Below are 22006 nucleotides of genomic sequence, written 5' to 3'. Positions count from 1 at the left end.
CCGCCCGTCGTCATGCCGTGGGTCGGGTCCAGGGGCCGGTGCGCAGGATCTCCATGACCCGGCCGGGCAGGTCGTCGTGCGCCAGCCGCCCGACGGCGTCGCGCACCTCGTCCACGCGCGCGTCGCCGTGCAGGGTGCGCGCCCACGCGACGTGGTCCGGCGTGCGGAGCGAGGGCACGTCCTGCCGGGCTCCCATGCGCTGCGCGAGCTCGAGCAGGACGAGCCCGTCGTCGACCCGGCCGAGCCCGGGCGACGACCACAGGTACGCCCCGAGGGCGAGCGCCGCCGTCCCGAGGACGGGGTAGTCGACCATCCCGGGAGCGGCGCGGTGCCCGGCGATCATGCGCACGCGGATCTCGCGGGCCAGCCGCTCGGCCTGGGGGACGGGCAGCGGGTCCGGGTCCCACGGCCCGGTCGTCCCGGGGGCGGGCAGCACGATCGTGGACAGCCACCCCGCGGCGAACATCGTGTACCAGGGCGAGCGCCGCGGAGGCCCGCTCCCGACCGAGGCGTTGGCCGCCTCGAGCTCGGCCAGGGCACGCGCGTGGTCGCCGCGCGCAGCGGCGATCTCTGCCAGGCCGGCATGCCCGATCGAGCGCAGCTCGTGCGCGGTCCCACCCAGCCCGGACGGCACGGGGTCGTCGTCGGTCTCGACGAGCGAGGTGAACAGCGGCTCGGCCTCGGCGATGCGCCCGACGAGGACGAGGTTCGTCGCCTCGAGCCAGTCGAGCTGGCGCAGGTCCTCGTCCGCGTGCAGCCGGCCGAGGCCCTCGCGGGCACGGGCGACCCACTCGAGCGCCTGGGCGGCGTCGCCCTGCTCGCTCGCGAGCTGGGCGCGGAAGAGGGCCGACGTCGCTGCTCCCCACGTGTCCTGGGCGCGGGTCGCGAACCCGTGCGCGACGGTGACCTGCGCGATCGCCTCGTCGAGGCGTCCGGCGTTCTCGGAGAGCTGGGCGCTGAGCAGGTGGGTCACGAGCGCGACGAACGGGTCGGGCGACCCGTGGAGCTCGGCGAGCCGCGGTCCCATGCCGAGCGGGTCGCCCGCGTCGGCCAGGAGGTCCGTGAGCGCGGCGGCGCGCGAGCCGATGTCGGCGTCGCGGTGGAGCCGGCGCAGCCGGGCCGCCGCTCGGACGCCGGTCGCCGGGTCGCCGTTGGGCGTCGAGGCCGTGAGCAGGAAGAGCACGATGCCCGCCTCGCGCGTGAGCTGCTCGGCGGGAGCGTCCGGTGCGCCCCGCACGGTCCGCCCCTGCCAGCCCGCGACGACGCGCAGCACGTCGCGGCCGAGCCCGACGACCTCGGTGTGGGCCCCGCGCAGGGACCAGTGCAGGCCGAGCGCATGGAAGACGGGCAGGACCACGTCGGCCCGGTCGGCCGCGAGCGCCGTGCGCAGCACGTGCAGGAGGTTCTCCTGCTCGACGCGCAGCGCGAGCATCGCCGGGACCTGCGTGGGTCCTTCGAGGCGGGCGACCTCGCGGCGCGCGAGGTCGACGGCCCACCGGTAGGTCGCCTCCTGGGCGGCCTCTCGCTCCCCGGCCTCGTCGAGCGCGAGCGCGCCGAACTCGCGCACGGTCTCGAGCATGCGGTAGCGCGCGGTGTGGCACAGGGGCTCGTCGGTCACGGTCAGCAGGGACTGGTTGACGAGCGCCTCGACGTCGTCGAGCCCGACGGCGGAGGCCTCCTGCGCGGTCTGTGCACCGAAGCCGTCGGGCAGCAGGGACAGGCGGCGCAGCAGCTCCTGCTGGGGGGCGGTGAGGAGGTTCCAGCTCCAGTCGATGACGGCGTGCAGCGTCCGGTGGCGGGCGGGGGCGCCCCGGTCGCCCGTGGTGAGCAGGGCGAAGCGGGCGTCGAGCCGGCGCTCGATCTCCTGCGCCGAGAGCGTGCGCACGCGCGCCGCCGCGAGCTCGATCGCGAGCGGCAGACCGTCGAGGTGGGTGCAGAGCCGGTCGACGACGTCGTCGGGCAGGTCGGCGCCGGGGCGCGCCGCGAGCGCGCGGGCGCGGAAGAGCTCGACGGCGGGCCCTGCGCCACCGTCCACGGAGCCGGCCGTGGCGAGGGGTTCGAGCGGGTGCACCTGCTCGCCACCGACCTGGAGGGGCGAGCGGCTGGTCGTGAGGATCGTGAGCCCGGGGACCACGGCGAGCAGCTCGGCAGCCCATCGGGCGGCCTCTTCCACGACGTGCTCGCAGTTGTCGAGCACGAGCAGGGTCTCGGTCTCCCCCAGGCGGTCGGCGACGAGCTCGTGGACCTCGGTGCGCGCGACCTGGTCGCCGAGCCGCAGGCCGCGCGTGTCCCGGATCTCGAGCGCCGACGTGAGGGCGAGGCCGATGTCCTCGCCCGTGCGCACGCTCGCGAGCTCGACGACCGCGACGAGCGGGGTCGTCCCGACCGACCGGTGGGCGACCTCCTGCACCACGCGCGTCTTGCCCATCCCACCCGGCCCGAGCACCGTGACGAGCCGGGACCGCGCCAGGAGGCCGAGGATCGCGACGACGTCGGCCTCGCGGCCGACCAGGGCGTTGGGCGCGGCGCGCAGCCCGAGCGCCGTCCCCCGCCGGGGTGCGCGGGGTGCGGGCGAGGGCGAGGAGCCCGCGGCCTGCAGGATCCGGGTGTTGAGCGCGACCAGGTCCGCGCGCGGGTCGGTCCCCAGCTCGGTCGCGAGCCTGGTGCGCAGGGCGCCGAACGCGCGCAGGGCGTCGGCCCCGCGCCCCGTCCCCTCGTAGGCGAGCAGGAGGGCTAGGTGCGCGTCCTCGTCGAGCGGAGCGCGCTCGACGGCCCGCTCGGCCCACCCGACCGCGGCTTGGTGGTCGCCCGCGGCGAGGAGCGCGTCGAGCAGGGTCTGCTCGGCCTCGGCCCGGCGGTGCTCGGCCGTCGCGACGAGCTCCTCGCCGACCGGACCGCCGACCAGGTCGAGCAGGTCGTCGCCGGGCTCGCCCCGCCACAGCTCGAGCGCGGCGCGCGCCGACTCGACGGCCTCGTGGGGGTCCCCCGCCGCGAGCGCCTCCGCGGCGTGACGGGTGCGCTCTCGCGCGACGTCGAGGTCGCTCTCGGTGGGCAGCGAGTAGCCGCCGGGCCCCGAGACGAGCAGGCCCTCGGCCAGCGCCGAGCGCGTGCGGGAGACGAGGCTCTGGAGCGCCGCGCGCGGGTCGGCAGGTTGCTCGTCGGGCCACAGGTCGGAGACGAGCGTGGTGGTGCTCACGGTCCGCCCCTGCGCGAGCACGAGCGCGACCACGAGGGCTCTCGCGCGGGCGCTGGAGGGGGCGACGGGAGTCCCGAGGCGCCCTTCGACCACTACCGGCCCGAGGACGAGGGCGCGAGGGCGCGGGACCGACGAGGACACCCGCCCCACTCTAGTGCGCGCCCCGCCTCCGCCGAGGTGCGCCGACCACGGGAGGGACCCGACGGCGTCGGGTCCCTCCCGCGTCCGGTGCGGGCCCCTCAGGCTCCGTCGACCGGCACGCCCGCGGCGACCGCAGCGCGGGCCTGGTCGTCGACCGGGCGCAGCACCCGGCAGGGCGAGCCGACCGCGACCACGCGTGGCGGGACGTCGCGTGTCACGACGCTGCCCGCGCCGACGACAGAGCCTGCGCCGATCGTGACCCCGGGCAGGATGACGACGTTCGAGCCGATCCAGACGTCGTCCTCGATGTGCACGGGCAGCGAGAACTGGGTCCCGTCGCGGCGCGCCTCGGGCTCGACGGGATGGCCCGCGGTGCTCACGGTGACGTTGGGGGCGAACATGACCCGGTCGCCGATGTGGATGTCGGCGTCGTCGACCAGCACGAGGTTGAAGTTGACGTAGACGTGGTTCCCCACGTGGACGTGCGAGCCGTAGGACACGCTGAGCGGCGGCTCGACCCAGACCCCCTCCCCGACGGTCCCGAACAGCTCGCGCAGGATCCGCCCGCGCTCCTCGACCTGGCTCGGGCGCGAGTGGTTGAAGTCGTACGCGAGCTCCTTGCCCGCGACCCGCTCGGCCTCGAGCTGCTCGAGCCCCTCTCCGTAGTCCACGTAGGGCTCGCCCGTGTTCATCCGCGCCCGGACGGTGCGGTACTGCTCGGTCGTCATCGGTCTCTCCTGGTCGTTCGGTGGTCGTCCGACGCTACCGGTCGGCAGCGCGGGTCACGCATAGGATCGTCGGGTGGCGAGGGACGGCGTGTACGCAAAGGGACGGCTCAAGCGCGAGGAGATCCTCGACGTCGCGCTCGAGGTCTTCGCCGACGAGGGGTACCGCGGCACGAGCCTGCGGACCGTCGCGGCGCGCTGCGGCCTGACGGTCGCCGGGGTCATGCACTACTTCGACTCGCGCGAGGACCTGCTCACCCAGGTGATCGTGCGCCGCGACCAGACGGGGCGCCCCATCTACCACGACGCGCCGCGCACCCTCGCGGAGAACGTCAAGGGCAACGCCGAGCGCCCCGGTCTGGTCGAGCTGTTCGTGTCGCTCACGGCAGCGGCCCACGACCGCGAGCACCCGGCCCACGAGGTCCTGGCCCACCGCTACGCGGGGCTGCGTGCGACGCTCAGCGCCGACGTCGTGGAGCGGCAGGAGGCCGGTGAGCTCCCGTCCCACCTGGATCCGGACGCGATCGCGCGCCTGATCATCGCGACGGCCGACGGCGCACAGCTCCAGTGGATGGTCGACGACGAGGCCCGCCTCGAGGGTCCGCTGAGCACGCTGCTGTACGACGTGCTGGGGCTTCCGCGCCCCTGAGCCTCGACGGGCACCCGGCACGCGCGCACCACTCATCGCTGCTGCCCTCCTCGGCCGTCACGACATTTACCTATCAGTGTATGGTTTTCTCGAACCGTCCGACGACTGCCTCCTCGGATCGATTCGACCGCACCGTTCGCGCCACCGTCGTCGTCTCCGAAGGGACCCCGCACATGTCCGACCTCCTGCCCTACCAGGACCCCTCGCGGCCCGTCGCCGAGCGCGTCGCCGACCTCGTCCGGCGCATGACGCTCCCGGAGAAGGTCGGGCAGATGATGCAGCTCAACGCCGTCGACGGCGTCGAGCGGCTCGTGAACGAGGTGCACGTCGGCTCGATCCTGCACACGTCCCCCGAGAACGCGCTGCTCGCGCACGAGCTCACGTCGCGCAGCCGCCTGCAGATCCCGCTGCTCATCGCCGAGGACTGCATCCACGGGCACTCGTTCTGGCACGGCGCGACGATCTACCCGACCCAGCTCGGCATGGCCGCGACCTGGAGCGCCGAGCTCCTCGAGCGCGTGGCCCGGGCCACCGCGGTCGAGGTCGCCGCGACGGGCATCCACTGGACCTTCTCCCCCGTGCTGTGCATCACCCGCGACCTGCGCTGGGGCCGCGTGAGCGAGACGTTCGGCGAGGACCCGTTCCTCATCGGCGAGCTCGCGTCCGCGATGGTCCGGGGCTACCAGGGCGACGGGCTCGACGACCCGACGGCGATCCTCGCGACCGCCAAGCACTTCGCGGGCTACTCCGAGACCCAGGGCGGGCGCGACGCGACCGAGGCCGACATCTCGCGCCGCAAGCTGCGTTCCTGGTTCCTCCCGCCGTTCGAGCGCGTCGCGCGCGAGGGCTGCCGGACCTTCATGCTGGGCTACCAGTCGATGGACGGCGTGCCGATCACGGTCAACGAGTGGCTGCTCAGCGACGTGCTCCGCGGCGAGTGGGGGTACACCGGCACCCTCGTCACGGACTGGGACAACGTGGGCCGGATGGTCTGGGAGCAGCACATCCAGCCCGACCACACGCACGCGGCCGCGGCCGCGGTGCGCGCCGGGAACGACATGGTCATGACCACGCCCCAGTTCTTCGAGGGGGCCCAGGAGGCCGTGCGCCAGGGCCTCCTGGACGAGGCTCAGCTCGATGCCGCGGTCGCTCGCATCCTCGCGCTCAAGTTCGAGCTCGGTCTGTTCGAGAACCCTCGTCGCCCCGACCCGGAGCGCCAGGCCCAGGTCGTCGGCTCCTCTCAGCACGCCGACCTCAACCTCGAGGTCGCACGCCGCTCGCTCGTGCTGCTCACGAACGACGGGACGCTCCCCCTCGACGGCGGGCTCGTCGCGGGACCGGACGGTCGCGCGGTCGCCGCGAGCGCCGGCGCCCCGACCCGGCGGATCGCAGTCGTGGGACCCAACGCCGACGACCCGCACACCCAGCAGGGCGACTGGGCCGGGGCGTCCGGGCAGGTCGACTGGCTGCCCGACGGCCACCCGCGCGAGATGACCCAGACCGTGCTCGACGGCTTCCGGGACCACGTCCCCGCCGGCTGGGAGGTCACGCACGCCCGTGGCGCCGACATCCTCACCCTGGTCCCGGACCCCGAGGGCGAGCTCTTCCCCGACGGGCAGCCGCGCCCCCAGGTCGTCCAGCCCGCCGAGCCCGACGCGGCCATGATCGCCGAGGCCGTCGCGTCCGCCCGCGACGCCGACCTCGTCGTCGCGGTCGTGGGTGACCGCATCGAGCTGGTCGGCGAGGGCCGCTCGACCGCGACGCTCGACCTCGTGGGCGCGCAGGTCGCCCTGCTCGACGCGCTCGCGGAGACCGGCACGCCGCTCGTCGTCGTGGTCGTGGCCTCCAAGCCCCTCGTCCTGCCGCCCTCGGCCCGGGACGCCGCGGCGATCGTCTGGGCCGCGAACCCCGGCATGCGCGGCGGGCGAGCGGTCGCCGAGCTCGTCCTGGGGCTGATCGAGCCCTCGGGCCGCCTGCCCCTGTCGTTCGCGGAGCACGTCGGGCAGCTGCCCGTCTTCTACAACCAGCTCCCGGGCCAGCACGGCACGCGCTACGCCGACCTCACGCAGCGCCCGCCCTTCGCGTTCGGCGAGGGCCTGAGCTACACCACGGTCGAGTACGCGGACCTCTCGGTCCTCGACGCCGTGGTCGGGCTCGAGGACACCGTCCGGGCGCAGGTCACGGTGAGCAACACCGGGACCCGGCCCGCGCACGAGACCGTCCAGGTCTACGTCCGGGACACGGTCACCTCGGTCACGTGGGCCGAGAAGGAGCTCAAGGCCTACCGTCAGGTCGACCTGGCACCGGGCGAGTCCCAGGTGGTCGACCTCGAGGTCGCCGTGGCGGACTGCACGCTCGTCGACGCCCAGGGGCGTCGCGTCGTCGAGCCCGGGGCGTTCGAGCTGCTGGTCGGCCCGTCGTCGCGCGACGAGGTCCTGCTCGTGGGCGAGTTCACGGTCAAGGGCTGAGCCGGGCGCCCCGCCGGTCAGGCGGCGGGAGCGCAGGGGCACGACGAGGGCCCGACGGCGGTACGCGCCGTCGGGCCCTCGTCCTTCCTCACGGGGTGGCGCACGGGACGAGCGCCACGACCGACCGTCAGGTCACGGCGCGGCGCACGTGACCGACGCGCTCGTCGGCGGGGTGCCCGTGCCGATGAACCCGAACGACGTCGAGCCCCCGGCTGCGAGACTGCCGTTCCACGAGAGGTTGCTCGCCGTGACGACCGTGCCGGACACGGTGTGCGAGGCACCCCAGAGCTGGCTGACCGCGGCCGGGGCGAGGTCCCAGCGCACGGTCCACCCCGTGACGGGGGCGTTGCCCGCGGTCACGGTGACCTCGCCCTGGAAGCCTCCCGACCACGAGCCGGTCGTACGGTAGGCCGCCGTGCACGCCCCGGTCGGCACGGGTGCTGTGGTCGCCGAGACGGCCGTGGAGCGCGCCGAGACGTTCCCCGCGGCGTCGCGCCCCGCGACGCTGAACGAGTACCCGGTCGCGGGCGCCAGGCCCGTGACGGTATGGCTCGTGCCCGCGACCGTCGCGACCTTGACCGTGCCCTGGTAGACGTCGTACCCCGTGACGCCGACCGCGTCGCTCGACGCGTCCCAGGTGAGCGGCACGGACGTCGTCGTCACGGTCCCGGCTCGCAGCCCCGCAGGGACGGAGGGCGGGGTCGTGTCGGCGGTCGGAGGCCGGGTCGTGGCCGTCACGGGGCTCGACGGCGCGGACAGGTTGCCCGCCGCGTCGCGCGCCCGGACCGTGTAGGCGTACGCCGTCGCCGGCGCCAGGCCCGGGTCGGTGAAGATCGTCCCGGTCGCGGTCCCGACCACGACACCGTCGCGCAGGACGTCGTACCCCGTGACACGCACGTCGTCGGTCGACGAGGTCCACGTGAGGGTCGCGCTCGACGAGGTCGTCGACGCGACGGCGAGCGCCGTCGGCACGGTCGGCGCCGTGGTGTCCTCACCGGCAGGCTCGCCGAAGAACCGGTCGTAGTTCGCGAGCGCCACAGCCACCGCGGACTGCGCCCAGAAGCGGTGGTACCGGAACGCGGGCGCCTCTCCCCCGTCGAGGTAGGCCTGGACCTTGGGCCAGTCCGGGTCGTCGCGGTAGAAGCTGCGCAGGTCGAGGAAGCTCACGCCGGGCTCGATCTCGTCGCCGTTGGGCATGGTGCCCTGCCACCCGGACGGGACGTAGACGCCGTCTCCGGTCGTCGTGGTCAGCACGTCGTCGAAGCGCTTGTAGTCCTCGCGCACCTCGACCGCCGAGACGCCCTTGTCGTCGCGGTTGTGCTCCCAGATCGAGTCGAGCAGGGACTTGGCGACGGCCTGGGCCTCGTCGTCGTGCGCCGCTGCGGCGTAGTGGATCAGCGTCCCGGCGAGCGCCGCGGCGACGCCGACGTCCTGGCCGTGCGAGATCACCTCGACGTGCAGGCCGGAGTTGTCGCCCGGGTTCGCGGCGTCCCACGCGTCGGGCGCGCCGGTCCAGCGCAGGGTCGAGGGCACGGCCCAGTCGGCGCCGCCCGTCGCCTGCGTGTTCGCGATCGCCCACGGGACCCACCTGTCGAGCAGCGCCTTGGCCTGCGCGTCCCCCGACTCGTAGTAGAGCTGCGCGACACGCTCCATGGACCAGACCTGCATGCCGAACCACTGGTTCGAGGGCGGGTCGCTGTAGACGGGCGCCTCCTGGTAGGCCATGCCGTAGAAGGTCGGCGTGCCCGCCGGCGGCGTGCCGTAGGCACCGCCCCAGCTGTTGGTCGCCCCGCCCGCGATGCCGCCCTCGTCGGACTGGAGCCACTGGTAGAACTCGAGCTGACGCTCGAGGCTCGTGGACCAGTCGTCGACGGCGGTCGGCGACTGCGGCTCGAGGGCCGGCGACGTGGACAGCGCCCACGCGGCCATCGGGTTCTGGTAGCCGAAGTGCGCGTGGCTGGACCCGATGCGCCATGCCCACCCGGCGGCCGGGTCGAGCGCCCCGCCCCACGCGTAGTACCAGGACATCAGGTAGTGCGCAGAGTTCTTGCCCGTCCCGGCCGGGCAGCTCGGGGACGTGCAGCCCGGCTGCTTGAAGTACTTGTCGAACATCGCGTAGCGCAGGTAGTCGCCCATCTTCGCGGCCTTGGCCACGGTCGCCGCCACCGCCTCCGGCTGCCCCTGCTCGGTCGCCCAGGTGTGCGCCCAATAGGCGGCCTCGACCGCACGCGCGTCGGCGTCGGACGCGTTGGTGTACTTCCACTGCTTGGCGTAGCTCGAGTCCCCGGTGAACAGGTCGAGGAAGCCGTTGGTCCCGCCGAACGAGAAGTCCTCGCACGACGGCTGCGGCACGGTCTCCCAGACCGACTCCTGCGCCCCGCGCTGGAACGTGTTGATGTACGACGTGCCCTCGCTGTCGGGCCCCAGGAGGCAGCCCGCGCCGGGGGCCGCGCCGAACCCGTAGGTGTTGTCGACGTCCGCGAGCCAGTGCATGCCGTAGACGTCCGAGGTCCCGTACGTCGCCTTGAGCTCGTTCGCGAGCGGGTCGACCCCGGACCGGACCCCGCTGTTCAGGGCGGCCGGGTACTTGCTCGGGTGGTCGTACTCCGCGGCGTAGGTCGCGGGGCTCTGGGGGTTGTAGAACGAGTTGGTCGGCTGGTCCTCGTGCTGCGGGATCATGTACGTCTCCATCGTCGCCCAGGCGTCGTTGAAGCTCGTCCAGTCCGCCGTGGCACGGCCGTAGGCCGCCTCGAGCCAGAGCCAGAAGCTGTAGGCCTCGGACGTGGTCTCGTGGCCGTGGTCGGGGGCCTCGACGATGAGGGTCTCGACCGAGTGGTACGGGATGCCCTGCGGGCTGAAGTAGCCGTTCGCGGGGTCGTGGATCTCGTCGTACATCTCGAGGAAGCGCTCGGCGTACTCGGAGCTGACGGCCACGCGCGGCGCGGCGGTCGCGGTGCTCACCGTCGTGCTCGCGCGGGGCGTCCCCTCGGCTGCGGGGGCCGCGCCCGCGGGCTGGACCGCGGCGAGGGCGAGGAGCGACAGCAGCGCGGCGCCGGCCGTCGAGGCCGCCGCCCGTCCGTGCCGCCGGCGGGATCGTGACATCTGACTACCTCTCTGGGTGACGTCGCGCTCGGGAGCCGCGCTCGTCCGCGGGACGGCGTCGTCCTCGCGGGCTGGAAGCGCTCCCACATCGTCGGTGATGCGGGGCGACACACCTGGACACTGCGGCCGGCGGGGCACGGGGTCAACGCACCTAAACCTTTCGGTCCACGGGCGCGGGCCGTGGGCCCGAGGTGCGACGAGGGCCCGACGGCGCGTGACGCCGTCGGGCCCTCGTGTGCTGTTCCGCGGTGCGCGCCTCAGGCGCGAGGGTCTCCCCCGCGCCGCTCGGGCCACGGGCTGTCCGCGGGGCGCAGCGACGACCACCCGGTCGCGCGCGCGGCAGCAGCCGCCAGGATCCCGACGACGGCCGACGGGTTGTGCAGGTCCCCGGCCAGGACCGCGGACACCGCCTCGTCGAGCGGGACCCAGCGCAGCTCCATGCCGAGCTCCTCGGCCTCGCGCACGTGGCGCTCGGCCGCAGGCACCTCGGAGAGGTCCCGCGCGAGGAAGACCCGCAGGGCCTCGTTGCTGCCGCCTGGGGTCGTGTAGTAGTCCGCGAGGACGTCCCAGCGTGCGGCGCGCAGGTCGGTCTCCTCGAGCAGCTCGCGCGCGGCCGCGACCTGCGCGTCCTCGCCGTCCACGTCGAGCAGACCCGCCGGCGGCTCCCACAGCTCGCGCCGCACCGGGTGACGGTACTGGTGCAGGAGCAGGACCCGCTCGTCCTCGTCGAGAGCGACGATCGCGACCGCCCCGGGGTGGTCGACGAACTCGCGCGTCACCACGCCGCCCTCGCCCAGGTCGACCTGCTCCGAGCGCAGGTCGAAGATGCGTCCCGCGTGCAGGACGCGCGCCTCGCTGACGTCCCGGGCGACCGGGACGTCAGCGAGCGGGCGGACCGTCACCTCAGGCCGTCCGAGCCTCGAGCGCCGCCGCGACCAGTCCCGCGAACAGCGGGTGGGCGCGCGTCGGACGGCTCTTGAACTCGGGGTGCGCCTGCGTGCTCACGTAGTACGGGTGCACGTCCTGGGGAAGCTCGACGAACTCGACGAGCGAGGAGTCGGGCGAGGTGCCGGAGATGACCAGGCCGGCCTCCTCGAGCTGCGCGCGGTAGGCGTTGTTGACCTCGTAGCGGTGGCGGTGACGCTCGGTCACCGACTCCGCGCCGTAGGTCGTGGCGACCACGGAGCCCGGCGTCAGCGCGGCCTCGTACGAGCCCAGGCGCATGGTGCCGCCCAGGTCGCCCGCTCCGTCGACGATCGCGAGCTGCTCCTCCATCGTGGCGATGACCGGGTTCTTGCTCTCCGGGTCGAACTCGCTCGACGACGCGTCCTCGATGCCGAGCACGTTGCGGGCGTACTCGATGACCATGGACTGCAGGCCCAGGCAGATGCCGAGCGTCGGGATCCGGTTCTCGCGGGCCCAGCGCAGCGCGCCGAGCTTGCCCTCGATGCCCCGCACGCCGAACCCGCCCGGGACCAGGATCGCGTCGGCGCCACCGAGCGCGTCCGCGGCCCCCTCGGGCGTCTGGCACTCGTCGGACGGGACCCACCGGATGGTGACCTTGGCGTCGTTGGCGAAGCCACCCGCACGCAGCGCCTCGGTCACGGACAGGTACGCGTCCGGCAGGTCGATGTACTTGCCGACGAGCGCGACCTCGACCTGGTGCTCGGGCTGGTGCACGCGCTCGAGGAGCTGCGACCACCCGTCCCAGTCCACGTCGCGGAACGCGAGACCCAGGCGGCGCACGACGTACGCGTCGAGGCCCTCGGAGTGCAGCACGCGCGGGATGTCGTAGATGCTCGGGGCGTCGATCGCGTTGACCACGGCCTCGTTGTCCACGTCGCACATCAGCGCGATCTTGCGCTTGACGGGCTCGGGGACCACGCGGTCCGCGCGCAGGACGATCGCGTCCGGCTGGATACCGATCGAGCGCAGGGCCGCGACCGAGTGCTGCGTGGGCTTGGTCTTGAGCTCGCCCGACGGGCCGATGTACGGCACCAGCGAGACGTGCAGGAAGAAGACGTCGTCGCGGCCCAGCTCGTGTCGGACCTGACGGGCGGCCTCGAGGAAGGGCTGGGACTCGATGTCGCCGACCGTGCCGCCGATCTCCGTGATGATCACGTCGACGTCCTCGCCCGCCTGGGCACGCATGCGCGACTTGATCTCGTCGGTGATGTGCGGGATGACCTGCACCGTGTCGCCCAGGTACTCGCCACGACGCTCCTTGGCGATGACCTGCGAGTAGACCTGGCCCGTCGTCACGTTGGACGAGGCCGGGAGCTCGACGTCGAGGAAGCGCTCGTAGTGCCCGATGTCGAGGTCCGTCTCGGCCCCGTCCTCGGTCACGAAGACCTCACCGTGCTGGAACGGGTTCATGGTGCCGGGATCGACGTTGAGGTAGGGGTCGAGCTTCTGCATCGTGACGCGAAGGCCACGGGATCGGAGCAAGCGACCCAGGCTCGAAGCCGTCAGCCCCTTACCGAGAGAGGAGGCCACGCCGCCGGTCACGAAGATGTGCCGGGTGCTGTGGTCCGAGCGGCCGCCGTTGACGGCGAGGGGTCTGTTCAGGTGATCTGCCACGGAACTCCATGCTATCAGCGACTTGTCGGGGGCGCTCCGGATCCAGCGTGGGATGACTCTCAGTCGGGCGCTCGTCCACCAGTCTGCGCCAGGTGCCGGCGGTGTGCCGGGCGACCGCGGAGGCACGTGGTCCCGACGGCGGAGCCCGCCGCTCCGGTCGACCGAAGGGGCAGGTCGGTCAGCGACCGACGGACGAGCTCCCCACGACTAGCTCGGGTCCGCGACCTTCGGAGCGCTCCCCCGGCCGCGACGCGCCAGCCCGACGACCGACGACCTGTCCGCGACCAACGCGAGTCCGACGACGAGCACGGCCGCGACCAGAGCGACCCCGACTCCTACGGCGAGCGCCACGGCGACGTGCGCGTCGTCGGGCAGGAGGACCGCGCTGAGTCCCCGGCCTGCCGCACCGCCGAGCGCCACGCCCACGACCAGCACGGCCAGCGTGCGAGGCACGCCGCGCACCGCCTCGGGGCCCGCGTGACGGCGCACCGCGAGCAGGAGCAGGAGGCCCGCGACGGTCATGCCCACCGCGGTCGCGAGGCCGAGGAGCGCCAGCACCCGCACCTGGTCGCCCGCGCCGAGCGTCGCCGGGCCCGCGACGGCCAGCAGCGCGACGACCACCCAACCGGCCGCGGTCGCCGAGACGGCCGCGCGCTGACGGTCCAGGACGTAGAGCGCGCGCGACAGGTGCAGGATCAGGGCGAAGCCCACGATGCCAGGCGCCATCGCGGCGGTGGCCGCTCCCAGACCGTCGACGGACCCGACGGTGACGACGGCGAAGACCGCCTCGACCGCGGCCGAGGCCGCGACGAGCGCGGCCACGCCCACGCCCGACACCAGCAGCAGGGTCCGCGTCGTCGACGCCAGCAGCCGGTCGAAGAGCTCGCGGCTCCCCTGGGCGACGTGCTCGGCCAGGCGCGGGAACGCGCTCGTGGCGAGCGGGAACGCGAGCACCGCGTACGGCAGCAGGTAGACCTGCTGCGCGTAGAAGTACGTCGGGAACGTCTCCTCAGGACCGAAGTTGGTGGCCGCGTACATGGCCGCGAGCACCGACACCTGCTGCGCGACGAGCGCCCCCACGCCGGCGAAGGCCAGGTTGCGGGCCCGGACGCCCTCCCCACCGGGGAAGCGCAAGGTCGGGCGCAGCCTGGTTCCCGTGCGGGCGACGGGGACGACCAGGGGCAGCGCCAGCGCCGCGACCCCGAGGGTCGTCCCCCAGCCCAGCCAGGCGATCGCGCTCGTGGACAGTGCCGCGACGTCCGCCTGGTTCCCGTCAGCCATGCCCGCGAACACCAGGTACACCACGATGACCACGACGCTCGAGACGAGCGGCGCGAACGCCTGCCAGAAGAAGCGCTTGTGCGCCTGGAGGATCCCCCCGAGGATCACCGCGATGCCGTACAGAGGGATCTGCAGCGCGAAGACCCGGACGAACAGCGCCGTGACGTCGACGAGCTCCGGGTGCTTGGCGGCCATCAGGACGTGAGCGATCGGGTAGGCGAGCACCGCGAGCAGCGCGCCGATCGGCACGAGGACCAGGAGGGTCCACCCCAGCAGCGCCGACGCGATCTTCGACACGTCGACCCGGGCGCCTCGCGCGATGGGACCAGCGAGCAGAGGCACGACCGCGCCTGCGAGCGCACCGCCGGCCGCGACCTCGAACAGGACGTTGGGCAGGACGTTGGCCGACGTGTACGCCGCGCCCACCCCTGGAGTTCCGACCGCCCACGCCATGACCAGCGAGCGGGCGAAGCCCACGAGCCGGCTCGCGATCGTCACGGCCGTGATCATGAGGGCCGCGCCCGCGAGCGTCTGCGTCCCCGCACGCACCCGGGAGGCGCGCGCGGGGCGTGGCGCGGGCGCGGTGTCCTGGCCCGGCGTCACGTCCTCGCTCAAGCCGGTGCGTCCTGACCGGACGACGGCTCGTCGACGGGCGAAGCCGCGGACGGGGCCGACGGCGTCGGGCGAGCGGCGGGAGCCGCAGGGCGCCGACCCCACTGGTCGAACCGGCGCAGCAGCGGGTTGCCGTCGATGACCTTCGAGAAGCTGACCTTCTCGCTCGCGACGTTGAGTCCCAGGACCGCGGCGAGCGCGAGGAGACGCACGGCCCGCGGCGTCCCGAACGCGACCTGGGTGCCCACGAGCGCGCCCAGGGCGTTCGCTCCCCCGTCGCCGAGCATGTCTCGCTCGCTCAGGTCTCCGGGCGCGGCGGCCACGGCCGCACCGAGCACGGCACCCGACGTGGCGCCCACGGGCGTCACCGCGAGGGGCAGCGCGAGCGCCGCCCCCGACTTGAGCGCGCGCCCGGGCCGCAGGTCGAGCAGGTTGAAGAGGTTGGCGCTGAGCGCCACGATCGAGCCGTTGACCGCGACGTCGGTCAGGTAGCCGAACGTGGAACCTGTCCTGCGCGTGCCGACGAAGGCTGCGGCGAGGGACGTCGTCCCGATCCCGAGGACCTTGAGGCCCCCTGTGGTGACCTGGCCCTTGAGGAGCGCGCCGACGTGTCCCTTGATGCCCTTGGTCCGCGTCGAGGTGTCCTCCGCGAGGTCGTCCACCAGGCCGAACGCTCCACCCCCGGCGGTCGCGAGCGCGGTCGCCGTCCGGGTGCGGACGTCGGGTCCCGCGACGAGAGCGCCCGCGACGAGGCCCGCGGCCACCGCGGGCCCCTCGAGCAGGCTGATGGGTTCGCCCCGGTGGTTGGTGCGCGTCCAGCGGTCGGGCCCACCGGGCGAGACCGTGTCCAGCACGCTGCGCGCCCCGCCGGTCACGACGGCCGCCACGACGCCTGCCCCGAGGGCGCGGAAGAAGGTCCCCATCGCTCAGCCCTCGGTCGTCTCGCCGGTGGTCCCGGCGCCGTCGGTGCCGGCCGTACCCTCGGTGCTGAGCGACGTGTCGGCCGCTCCCGCGGGCGTGCGGTCGACCGGGGGAAGCTGGACGGACGGCGGGATGACCGCGGTCGCGCCCTCCTCGAACCCGAACTGACCCACCTTGTCCCCGATGCGGGCAGCGAGGGCGAGCGGGACCGAGATCTGGCCGGCCGGAGCCTCGATGCCGCTCACGGTCGACAGGACGGCCGCGAGGTCGGCGTCGGCCGTGATCGTGGAGATCAGGTCGCCGGGCACGGGCGTCGAGCCCGCGACGAGCGAGCCCTCCGATCGCGCCTGGGCTGCCTGCGCGAGCAGGACCTCGATCGAGACCGCGTAGGTGTCGGCTTCCTCGGCTGCGGCCCCGGTCGTGGTGTCGGTCGCCGGGGCGACCTTGCCCTGGGGCGCGAGGAGCAGGACGACGTCCGCAGGGACGTCCTGCTCCTGGACGACCTCGATGAGCTCGGCCTGGGCGAGCTTGAGCTCGATCTGGACCGCCTCGGGGGTGCGCTCCTCGGGTGCCGCGAGCTGCTTCGCCGTGAGGGACGTCGCGAGCCCTGCTGCCAGCTTCTCGTCCGTCCCGGACTCCGTGACCCCGGTCACGAGGTCGGTGATCTCGGTGGCCGTCGCCTTGCGCGCGTCCTCCTGCTTCTTGTCGGTCCACGCACCGTTGAGGCGGACGTGCCCGACGATGCTCGCGCCGGCGCCCTCGAGCTGCTCCTGCACGGCCTCGAAGCGGTCGCCGTCGACGTCGCCGAGGTCCACCACGGCGACGCGCCGGTCCTGGAGCGTGCCCGCGACGAGCTGCGGTCCCGAGGCCACGATGAACTCCTGGTCGTCGGCGACCTTGAGGTTCGTCGCGTCGAGCTGGTCGCGCAGCTCGTTGCGCTCGAGACGCAGCTGCTCGACCTGCCCGGTCAGCTGGTCGCCGATCGCGCCCTGCAGCGGTCCGGCACCCAGGATGATCCCGACCGCCAGCGCCAGGAAGACCGAGATCAACGAGACGATGTGGTACCTGAAGTCGATCACTGTGCTGTTGCGTCCTTCGTGTCCGTGCGGGGCGACGTGCGGGCGGCGCGCGTCAGGGAGGTGGTGGGAGCGTAGGGTCCGGGGCTCATGCGCCCCCGAACAGTGCGCCGATCCACGAGGTGAAGTCGTCGAAGCGGGCACCGATGATGCCGAAGACCGTCTGCCCTGCGGCCGTGGACCACATCGCCATGATCACGGCGAAGAGCCCGGCGAGCGAGAGCAGGGTCAGCTGCAGGTTGGAGATCCGGTGCTGGTAGAGGCGTGAGACGCCCTTGGCGTCGACGAGCTTGCCGCCCACGCGCAGGCGCGTGAGGAACGTGCTGGCCATGCCCGAACGGCCCTTGTCGAGGAACTCGACGAGGGTCGCGTGCGTGCCGACCGCGACGATCAGCTCGGCTCCCTTGTCGTCGGCCATGAGCATGGCGATGTCCTCGCTCGTGCCCGTCGCCGGGAAGACCACGGGCTCGACGCCGAGCGCCTGGACGCGTTCGAGGCCGGGAGCCTTGCCGTCGCGGTAGGCGTGCACCACGATCTCGGCGCCGCACGCGAGCGCGCGGTCCGAGACGGAGTCCATGTCGCCCACGATCATGTCGGGCTTCCAGCCCGCGTCGATGATCGCGTCCGCGCCGCCGTCCACGCCGATCAGGATCGGCCGGTACTCCTTGATGTAGGGGCGCAGCGTCGCGAGGTCCTCGCGGTAGTGGTAGCCGCGCACGACGATCAGGACCTGACGGCCCTCGATCACGGTGCGGATGTCCGGCACGCCCACGCCGTCGAGCAGGAGCTCGCGCTCGCGACGCATGTAGTCCATGGTGTTCTCGGCGAAGCGTTCGATCTCCTCGGACAGCCCCGCGCGCGCCTCGTCGAGGCTGACCGCGATGGTCTCGGAGGTCTGACGGACGCCCTCTGCGAGCAGGTCCTCGCCCGCGAACACCCTGCCGTCCTCGAGGCGCAGCTCGCGCCCGTCGGAGATGCTCATGATGCCGCTGCCGAGGTCGTCGATGAGGATGATCCCGGCGTCGACGAGGATCTCCGGGCCCAGGTTCGGGTATCGCCCCGAGATCGACTTCGCAGCGTTGAGCACCGCAAGAGGCTTGGCGGTGACCAGGGCGTCCGCCGCGACACGGTCGATGTCGAGGTGGTCGATGACGGCGACGTCACCGGGCTTGAGCCTCTTGGTGAGCGCCTTGGTGCGGGCATCGACTCGTGCGGGGCCGCTGGTTCCCGGCTCCGTCACGACGGACGTGGATCTGCGCAGACTGATTCTCATCGCGGCTATCGTCCCACGACCGAGGACTCGAGCAGTTCGAGCGCGTGCTGACGGGCCGCGTCCGACTCGTCCTGCCCGGAGAGCATGCGCGCCAGCTCGCGGACGCGCTCCTCGCCCGTGACCTCGTGCACGCCCGTGACTGTGACGGGATCGGCTCCGTCGGCGCCGCCGTGCGACTTGGTCACGACGAGCTGGGAGTCGGCGAACGCGGCCACCTGCGCGAGGTGCGTCACGACGATCACCTGCGCGGACCGCGCGAGCGAGGCGAGCCGTCGACCGACCTCGACCGCGGCACGGCCGCCGACCCCCGCGTCGACCTCGTCGAACACGAACGTGGGCAGCGGCGCGGCGGCGTCGGTCCCGGCGTCGGTGCCCGACGTGGCCAGCGCGACCTCGATCGCGAGCATGACGCGCGAGAGCTCACCGCCCGAGGCCCCCTTGCCGAGCGGGCGCGGCGGCGAACCCGGGTGCGGGACGAGCGAGAGGGTCACGACGTCGGCGCCCCACGGGCCCGGCTCGTCGGCGGGCGTCACGTCGACCTCGAGCCGCGAGCCGCCCATGGCCAGGCCCGCGAGCTCCTCGGTCACGGCGTGCGCGAGCCGCTCGCCCGCCTCGACGCGTGACGCGGTGATGCGCGCGCCCAGCGCGGACAGCAGCGCCGTGAGCTCGTCGGCGCGCTCGGTCATCGAGCGCAGGCGCTCTCCGCCGTCGTCGAGGTCCAGCAGACGCAGCCCGGCATCGCTGGCCCAGGTCAGGACGTCGTCGATCGTCTCGCCGTAGGTACGGGTCAGGGCGCTCAGCGCGGCCAGGCGCGTGTGCGCCTGCTCGAGGCCCCCGGGGTCCGCCTGGAGGTCCTCGACGTAGCCCGAGACCTCGGTCGCGATGTCCGCGAGGGCGTAACCGACCCCGGCGATCCGTTCGACGAGACCGGTGAGGCTCGGGTCGAGGTGGCTCGCGGTCTCGAGCGCGCGACGAGCCCGCTCGACGGCGGAGGTCGCGTCACCGGGGACGTCGCCCCCGTCGAGCGCGTCGTCGCCGACGATCGCGTCGTGCGCGGCCTGCGCCCCGAGGCGCAGCTCCTCGGCGTTGCCGAGGCGCGCGACGAGCGACGTGAGCTCGGTGTCCTCCCCCGGCTGGGGGTCCACGCGCTCGATCTCGGTGAGCCCGATGCGCAGCAGCTCGGCCTCGCGCGCGCGCTCCTGGGCGCGCGTGGTCAGGTCGGCGATCTCCTCGAGGAGCCCGCTGCGCTCGGTCCACGCGGCGCGGTACTCCTCGAGGAGCACCGCGTGGGCGCGACCCGCGAACGCGTCGAGGGCCGCGCGCTGGTGGCTGGGGGTCCGCAGCCGGAGCTGGTCGGCCTGCCCGTGGACGGTCACGAGGTCGTCGGCGATCTCCGCGAGCACGCCCTGGGGCACGCTGCGTCCGCCCAGGTGTGCGCGCGAACGACCCTCGGCCGCGACGGTGCGCAGGACCACGACGGTCCCGTCGTCGTCGACGCTGCCACCGGCCTCGTCGATCCGCTGCCCGACGGCGTCGCGACCGCTCACGCGCAGGCGCCCCTCGACCACGGCACCGGTCGCGCCGGGGCGGACGGTCGACGGGTCCGCCTTGCCGCCCATGAGGAGGCCGAGGCCGGTGAGGACCATGGTCTTGCCCGCGCCCGTCTCGCCCGTGATGACGGTCAGTCCCGGGTGCAGGGGGACGCGGGCGGAACGGATCACGCCCAGGTTCTCGATCGAGATCTCCTCGAGCACGGTCACTCCCCCTTCGGGTCGGGTGCGGTCGGGTGCCCGCCGTCGGGCCGCTTGGCCGCGTCGACGGCTGCGGTCGCGGCCTGGCGCGCGACGCGGGCGGCCTCGGCAGCGTCCTCGGCCACCCGACCGCGCCACCCCACGACCGGCAGGGAGAACTTGGAGACCAGCCGGTCGGTGAACGGCGCGGTGCTCAGGCGGGCGAGCCGGATCGGCGAGTCACCGCGCCGGACCTCGACGCGCGAACCCGCGGGCAGGTCGATGCGACGGCGCCCGTCGCACGTGAGGACGCCCGGGCCCGCGGAGCGCTGCAGCAGCTCGAGCGCGAACGTCGACGAGGGCCCCACCACGAGGGGCCGGGCGAACAGTGCGTGCGCGGCGAGCGGGACGAGGAGCATGGCGTCGACGTCGGGCCACACGATGGGCCCTCCGGCCGAGAAGGCGTGCGCCGTGGACCCGGTCGCGGTGGACATGACGACGCCGTCGCAGCCGAACGAGGACAACGGGCGGCCGTCGACGCCGATCGCCACCTCGATCATGCGCTCGCGGGACGCCTTCTCGACCGTGGCCTCGTTGAGGGCCCAGCCGACGCGCGGCTCGTCCTCGCCGGGCAGCGTGACACGGACCTCGAGGACGCCTCGTTCCTCGACCACGTAGTCGTGCGCGGCCAGGCGCTGGACCGCGGCGTGCAGCCCTTCGCGCTCGGCCTCCGCAAGGAAGCCGACGTGCCCCAGGTTCACGCCGAGCAGCGGGACGCCGGTGCCGTGCGTGAGCTCGGCTGCGCGCAGGATGGTGCCGTCACCGCCCAGGACCATGACGACCTCGGACTCGGCGACGCCCTCGCGCGTGCGGAGCTGGGCCATGTGGTCGCCGAACGTCTCGGCGAGGTCGTCGTCGTGCAGCCCGACCTCGAAGCCCGCGTCCTGGAGCTCCTTGACCGCCTCGTGCAGCGCGACGACCGCCTCGGGTCGTCCACCGTGCGTGACGATCAGCACTCTCCTGGTCACAGGGCTCCTCCGGTCGATCGGTGCTGGTCCGTGCCGGCGGCACGGTCCAGGTGGTCGGTCGCGCCGACGCGCGGCGACGACTGGTCGCCGGGCGCCGTGTGCGAGTCTGTCAGGTCGGCGGGCCGGACGCCGTCAGGTTCGGCGGGTTCACCGACCAGCGCGACGAGAGGCCGCTCGCCGAGCGGCGAGCGGACCGCCTGTTCGATCGCTCTCTCGAGCGCGGCACGGTGGGCGTCCTGGTGAGCACCACCTGCCACGTCGCCGACGCGCGGGTCGGGGCGCAGCCACAGGAAGAACTCCCGGTTGCCGCTGGGGCCCGGCAGCGGGCTCGGGATCACGCCGAGCGGGCGCAGGCCCAGGCCCTCGGCGTCGAGCGCCACGTCGAGCACGGCACGTGCGTGCAGCGCCGGGTCGCGGACCACTCCCCCGGTGCCCAGTCGTTCGCGGCCGACCTCGAACTGCGGCTTGACCATGAGGAGCAGGTCGGTGCCGGGGCCGACGACCGCGGCCACGGGAGGCAGCACGAGTCGCAACGAGATGAAGGACAGGTCCGCGACGACGACGTCGGGCGTCACGTCGAGGTCGTCCGGGGTCAGGTCGCGCACGTTGAAGCCCTCGCGGACCGTGACGCGCGGGTCGTCCCGCAGCGAGGGGACGAGCTGGTCGTGCCCGACGTCGACGGCCACGACTCCGCGCGCCCCCCGGCGCAGCAGGACGTCGGTGAACCCGCCGGTCGAGGCCCCGAGGTCGAGCCCGTGGGCTCCCTCGATGCGTGGAGCCAGCCCAGGCGCGCCTGCCCGGACGGCGTCGAGCGCGCCGGCCAGCTTGAACGCGGCACGGGACGCGTATCCCTGGTCGGCGGGGTCGGGGTCGACCAGGATCTCCTGGTCGGGCCGGACCGGCAGGGAGGGCTTGGCCACGACGCGTCCGTCGAGACTGACGCGTCCGGCGTCGATCAGCTCCGCGGCACGCCCGCGTGAGCGGGCGAGCCCGCGGCGGACGAGCTCGGCGTCCACGCGTGCGCTCACGCTCAGTCCTCCGCGTCCGCGAGGCGGTCCTGCAGTGCCTCGTGGATCGCGTCGAAGACGGTGACGTGGTGCTCGAGGGGCGCGTCGGTCAGCTCGTCGAGCCGGCCGAGGGCCGCGGTGACCGCGTCGTGGGTGGTCTCGTCGCCCGACGGCGTCGCGCCGGTCCGCACGTCTCCGGGGGTGGGGACGGGGGTCG

15 protein-coding genes are annotated in these 22006 nt (G+C 73.7%); 2 read left to right on the top strand and 13 right to left on the bottom strand.

What is annotated here, in order from left to right; translation table 11 throughout:
- Positions 1–10: 10 nt before the first annotated feature.
- Positions 11–3337 (bottom strand): ATP-binding protein, encoded by a 3327-nt coding sequence (locus tag OERS_RS15300; RefSeq protein WP_139107868.1) that lies wholly within the window; start codon positions 3335–3337, stop codon positions 11–13.
- Between the two features lie 98 nt (positions 3338–3435).
- Positions 3436–4065, bottom strand: a complete 630-nt coding sequence (locus OERS_RS22285; RefSeq protein WP_068626738.1) for a sugar O-acetyltransferase — start codon at positions 4063–4065, stop codon at positions 3436–3438.
- A 73-nt stretch (positions 4066–4138) separates the two neighbouring features.
- On the opposite strand from OERS_RS22285, the gene OERS_RS15290 reads away from it, so the two are divergent.
- Both OERS_RS15290 and OERS_RS15285 read left to right on the top strand, forming a co-directional pair.
- Entirely contained in the window at positions 4139–4711 is a 573-nt protein-coding gene (locus OERS_RS15290; RefSeq protein WP_056647214.1) for a TetR/AcrR family transcriptional regulator, read from the top strand.
- A 173-nt stretch (positions 4712–4884) separates the two neighbouring features.
- Positions 4885–7179, top strand: coding sequence for an exo-beta-d-1,3/1,6-glucosidase (locus OERS_RS15285; RefSeq protein ID WP_068626737.1), 2295 nt, complete (start codon positions 4885–4887; stop codon positions 7177–7179).
- 132 nt (positions 7180–7311) lie between these two features.
- Here the strand turns inward: OERS_RS15285 and OERS_RS15280 are convergent, their stop codons facing one another.
- The 11 genes from OERS_RS15280 to OERS_RS21595 form a co-directional block, all read right to left on the bottom strand.
- Positions 7312–10281 (bottom strand): glycoside hydrolase family 48 protein, encoded by a 2970-nt coding sequence (locus OERS_RS15280; RefSeq protein ID WP_068626734.1) that lies wholly within the window; start codon positions 10279–10281, stop codon positions 7312–7314.
- A gap of 257 nt (positions 10282–10538) precedes the next feature.
- Positions 10539–11183, bottom strand: a complete 645-nt coding sequence (locus tag OERS_RS15275; protein ID WP_068626732.1) for an NUDIX domain-containing protein — start codon at positions 11181–11183, stop codon at positions 10539–10541.
- A gap of 1 nt (position 11184) precedes the next feature.
- On the bottom strand, positions 11185–12861 hold the full coding sequence (locus OERS_RS15270) for a CTP synthase (protein ID WP_056647229.1): 1677 nt from the start codon (positions 12859–12861) through the stop codon (positions 11185–11187).
- A gap of 207 nt (positions 12862–13068) precedes the next feature.
- A complete protein-coding gene (gene murJ / locus OERS_RS15265) occupies positions 13069–14757 on the bottom strand; it encodes a murein biosynthesis integral membrane protein MurJ (RefSeq protein ID WP_248948608.1) in 1689 nt (562 codons plus the stop codon).
- On the bottom strand, positions 14754–15677 hold the full coding sequence (locus OERS_RS15260) for a hypothetical protein (RefSeq protein ID WP_068626730.1): 924 nt from the start codon (positions 15675–15677) through the stop codon (positions 14754–14756). The genes murJ and OERS_RS15260 overlap by 4 nt, the downstream gene beginning before the upstream one ends.
- Positions 15678–15680: 3 nt before the next feature.
- On the bottom strand, positions 15681–16754 hold the full coding sequence (locus OERS_RS15255; protein ID WP_068626728.1) for a copper transporter: 1074 nt from the start codon (positions 16752–16754) through the stop codon (positions 15681–15683).
- A gap of 85 nt (positions 16755–16839) precedes the next feature.
- The gene (gene steA, locus OERS_RS15250; protein ID WP_068626726.1) at positions 16840–18024 is read right to left on the bottom strand and encodes a putative cytokinetic ring protein SteA; all 1185 of its coding nucleotides are present in this window, start codon (positions 18022–18024) and stop codon (positions 16840–16842) included.
- A 5-nt stretch (positions 18025–18029) separates the two neighbouring features.
- The gene (gene recN / locus OERS_RS15245; RefSeq protein ID WP_068626769.1) at positions 18030–19778 is read right to left on the bottom strand and encodes a DNA repair protein RecN; all 1749 of its coding nucleotides are present in this window, start codon (positions 19776–19778) and stop codon (positions 18030–18032) included.
- Positions 19779–19780: 2 nt separating this feature from the next.
- Entirely contained in the window at positions 19781–20782 is a 1002-nt protein-coding gene (locus OERS_RS15240) for an NAD kinase (protein WP_056647241.1), read from the bottom strand.
- Positions 20779–21810, bottom strand: a complete 1032-nt coding sequence (locus OERS_RS15235) for a TlyA family RNA methyltransferase (protein ID WP_211268491.1) — start codon at positions 21808–21810, stop codon at positions 20779–20781. The genes OERS_RS15240 and OERS_RS15235 overlap by 4 nt, the downstream gene beginning before the upstream one ends.
- 2 nt (positions 21811–21812) lie before the next feature.
- The coding region (locus tag OERS_RS21595; protein ID WP_068626724.1) for a hypothetical protein at positions 21813–22006 on the bottom strand (194 nt) is incomplete at its 5' end.

The sequence above is a fragment of the Oerskovia enterophila genome, assembly GCF_001692445.1.
Classification (GTDB): domain Bacteria; phylum Actinomycetota; class Actinomycetes; order Actinomycetales; family Cellulomonadaceae; genus Oerskovia; species Oerskovia enterophila.
Note: the sequence above shows the minus strand (reverse complement) of the source record. Positions and strands in the feature narration are given on the sequence as shown.

Bases quoted from the DNA above. Each gene is read 5' to 3' on its own strand.
- OERS_RS22285 (WP_068626738.1), bottom strand. From the start codon at position 4,065: ATGACGACCGAGCAGTACCGCACCGTCCGGGCGCGGATGAACACGGGC.
- OERS_RS15285 (WP_068626737.1), top strand. From the start codon at position 4,885: ATGTCCGACCTCCTGCCCTACCAGGACCCCTCGCGGCCCGTCGCCGAG.
- OERS_RS15280 (WP_068626734.1), bottom strand. From the start codon at position 10,281: ATGTCACGATCCCGCCGGCGGCACGGACGGGCGGCGGCCTCGACGGCC.
- OERS_RS15260 (WP_068626730.1), bottom strand. From the start codon at position 15,677: ATGGGGACCTTCTTCCGCGCCCTCGGGGCAGGCGTCGTGGCGGCCGTC.
- steA (WP_068626726.1), bottom strand. From the start codon at position 18,024: ATGAGAATCAGTCTGCGCAGATCCACGTCCGTCGTGACGGAGCCGGGA.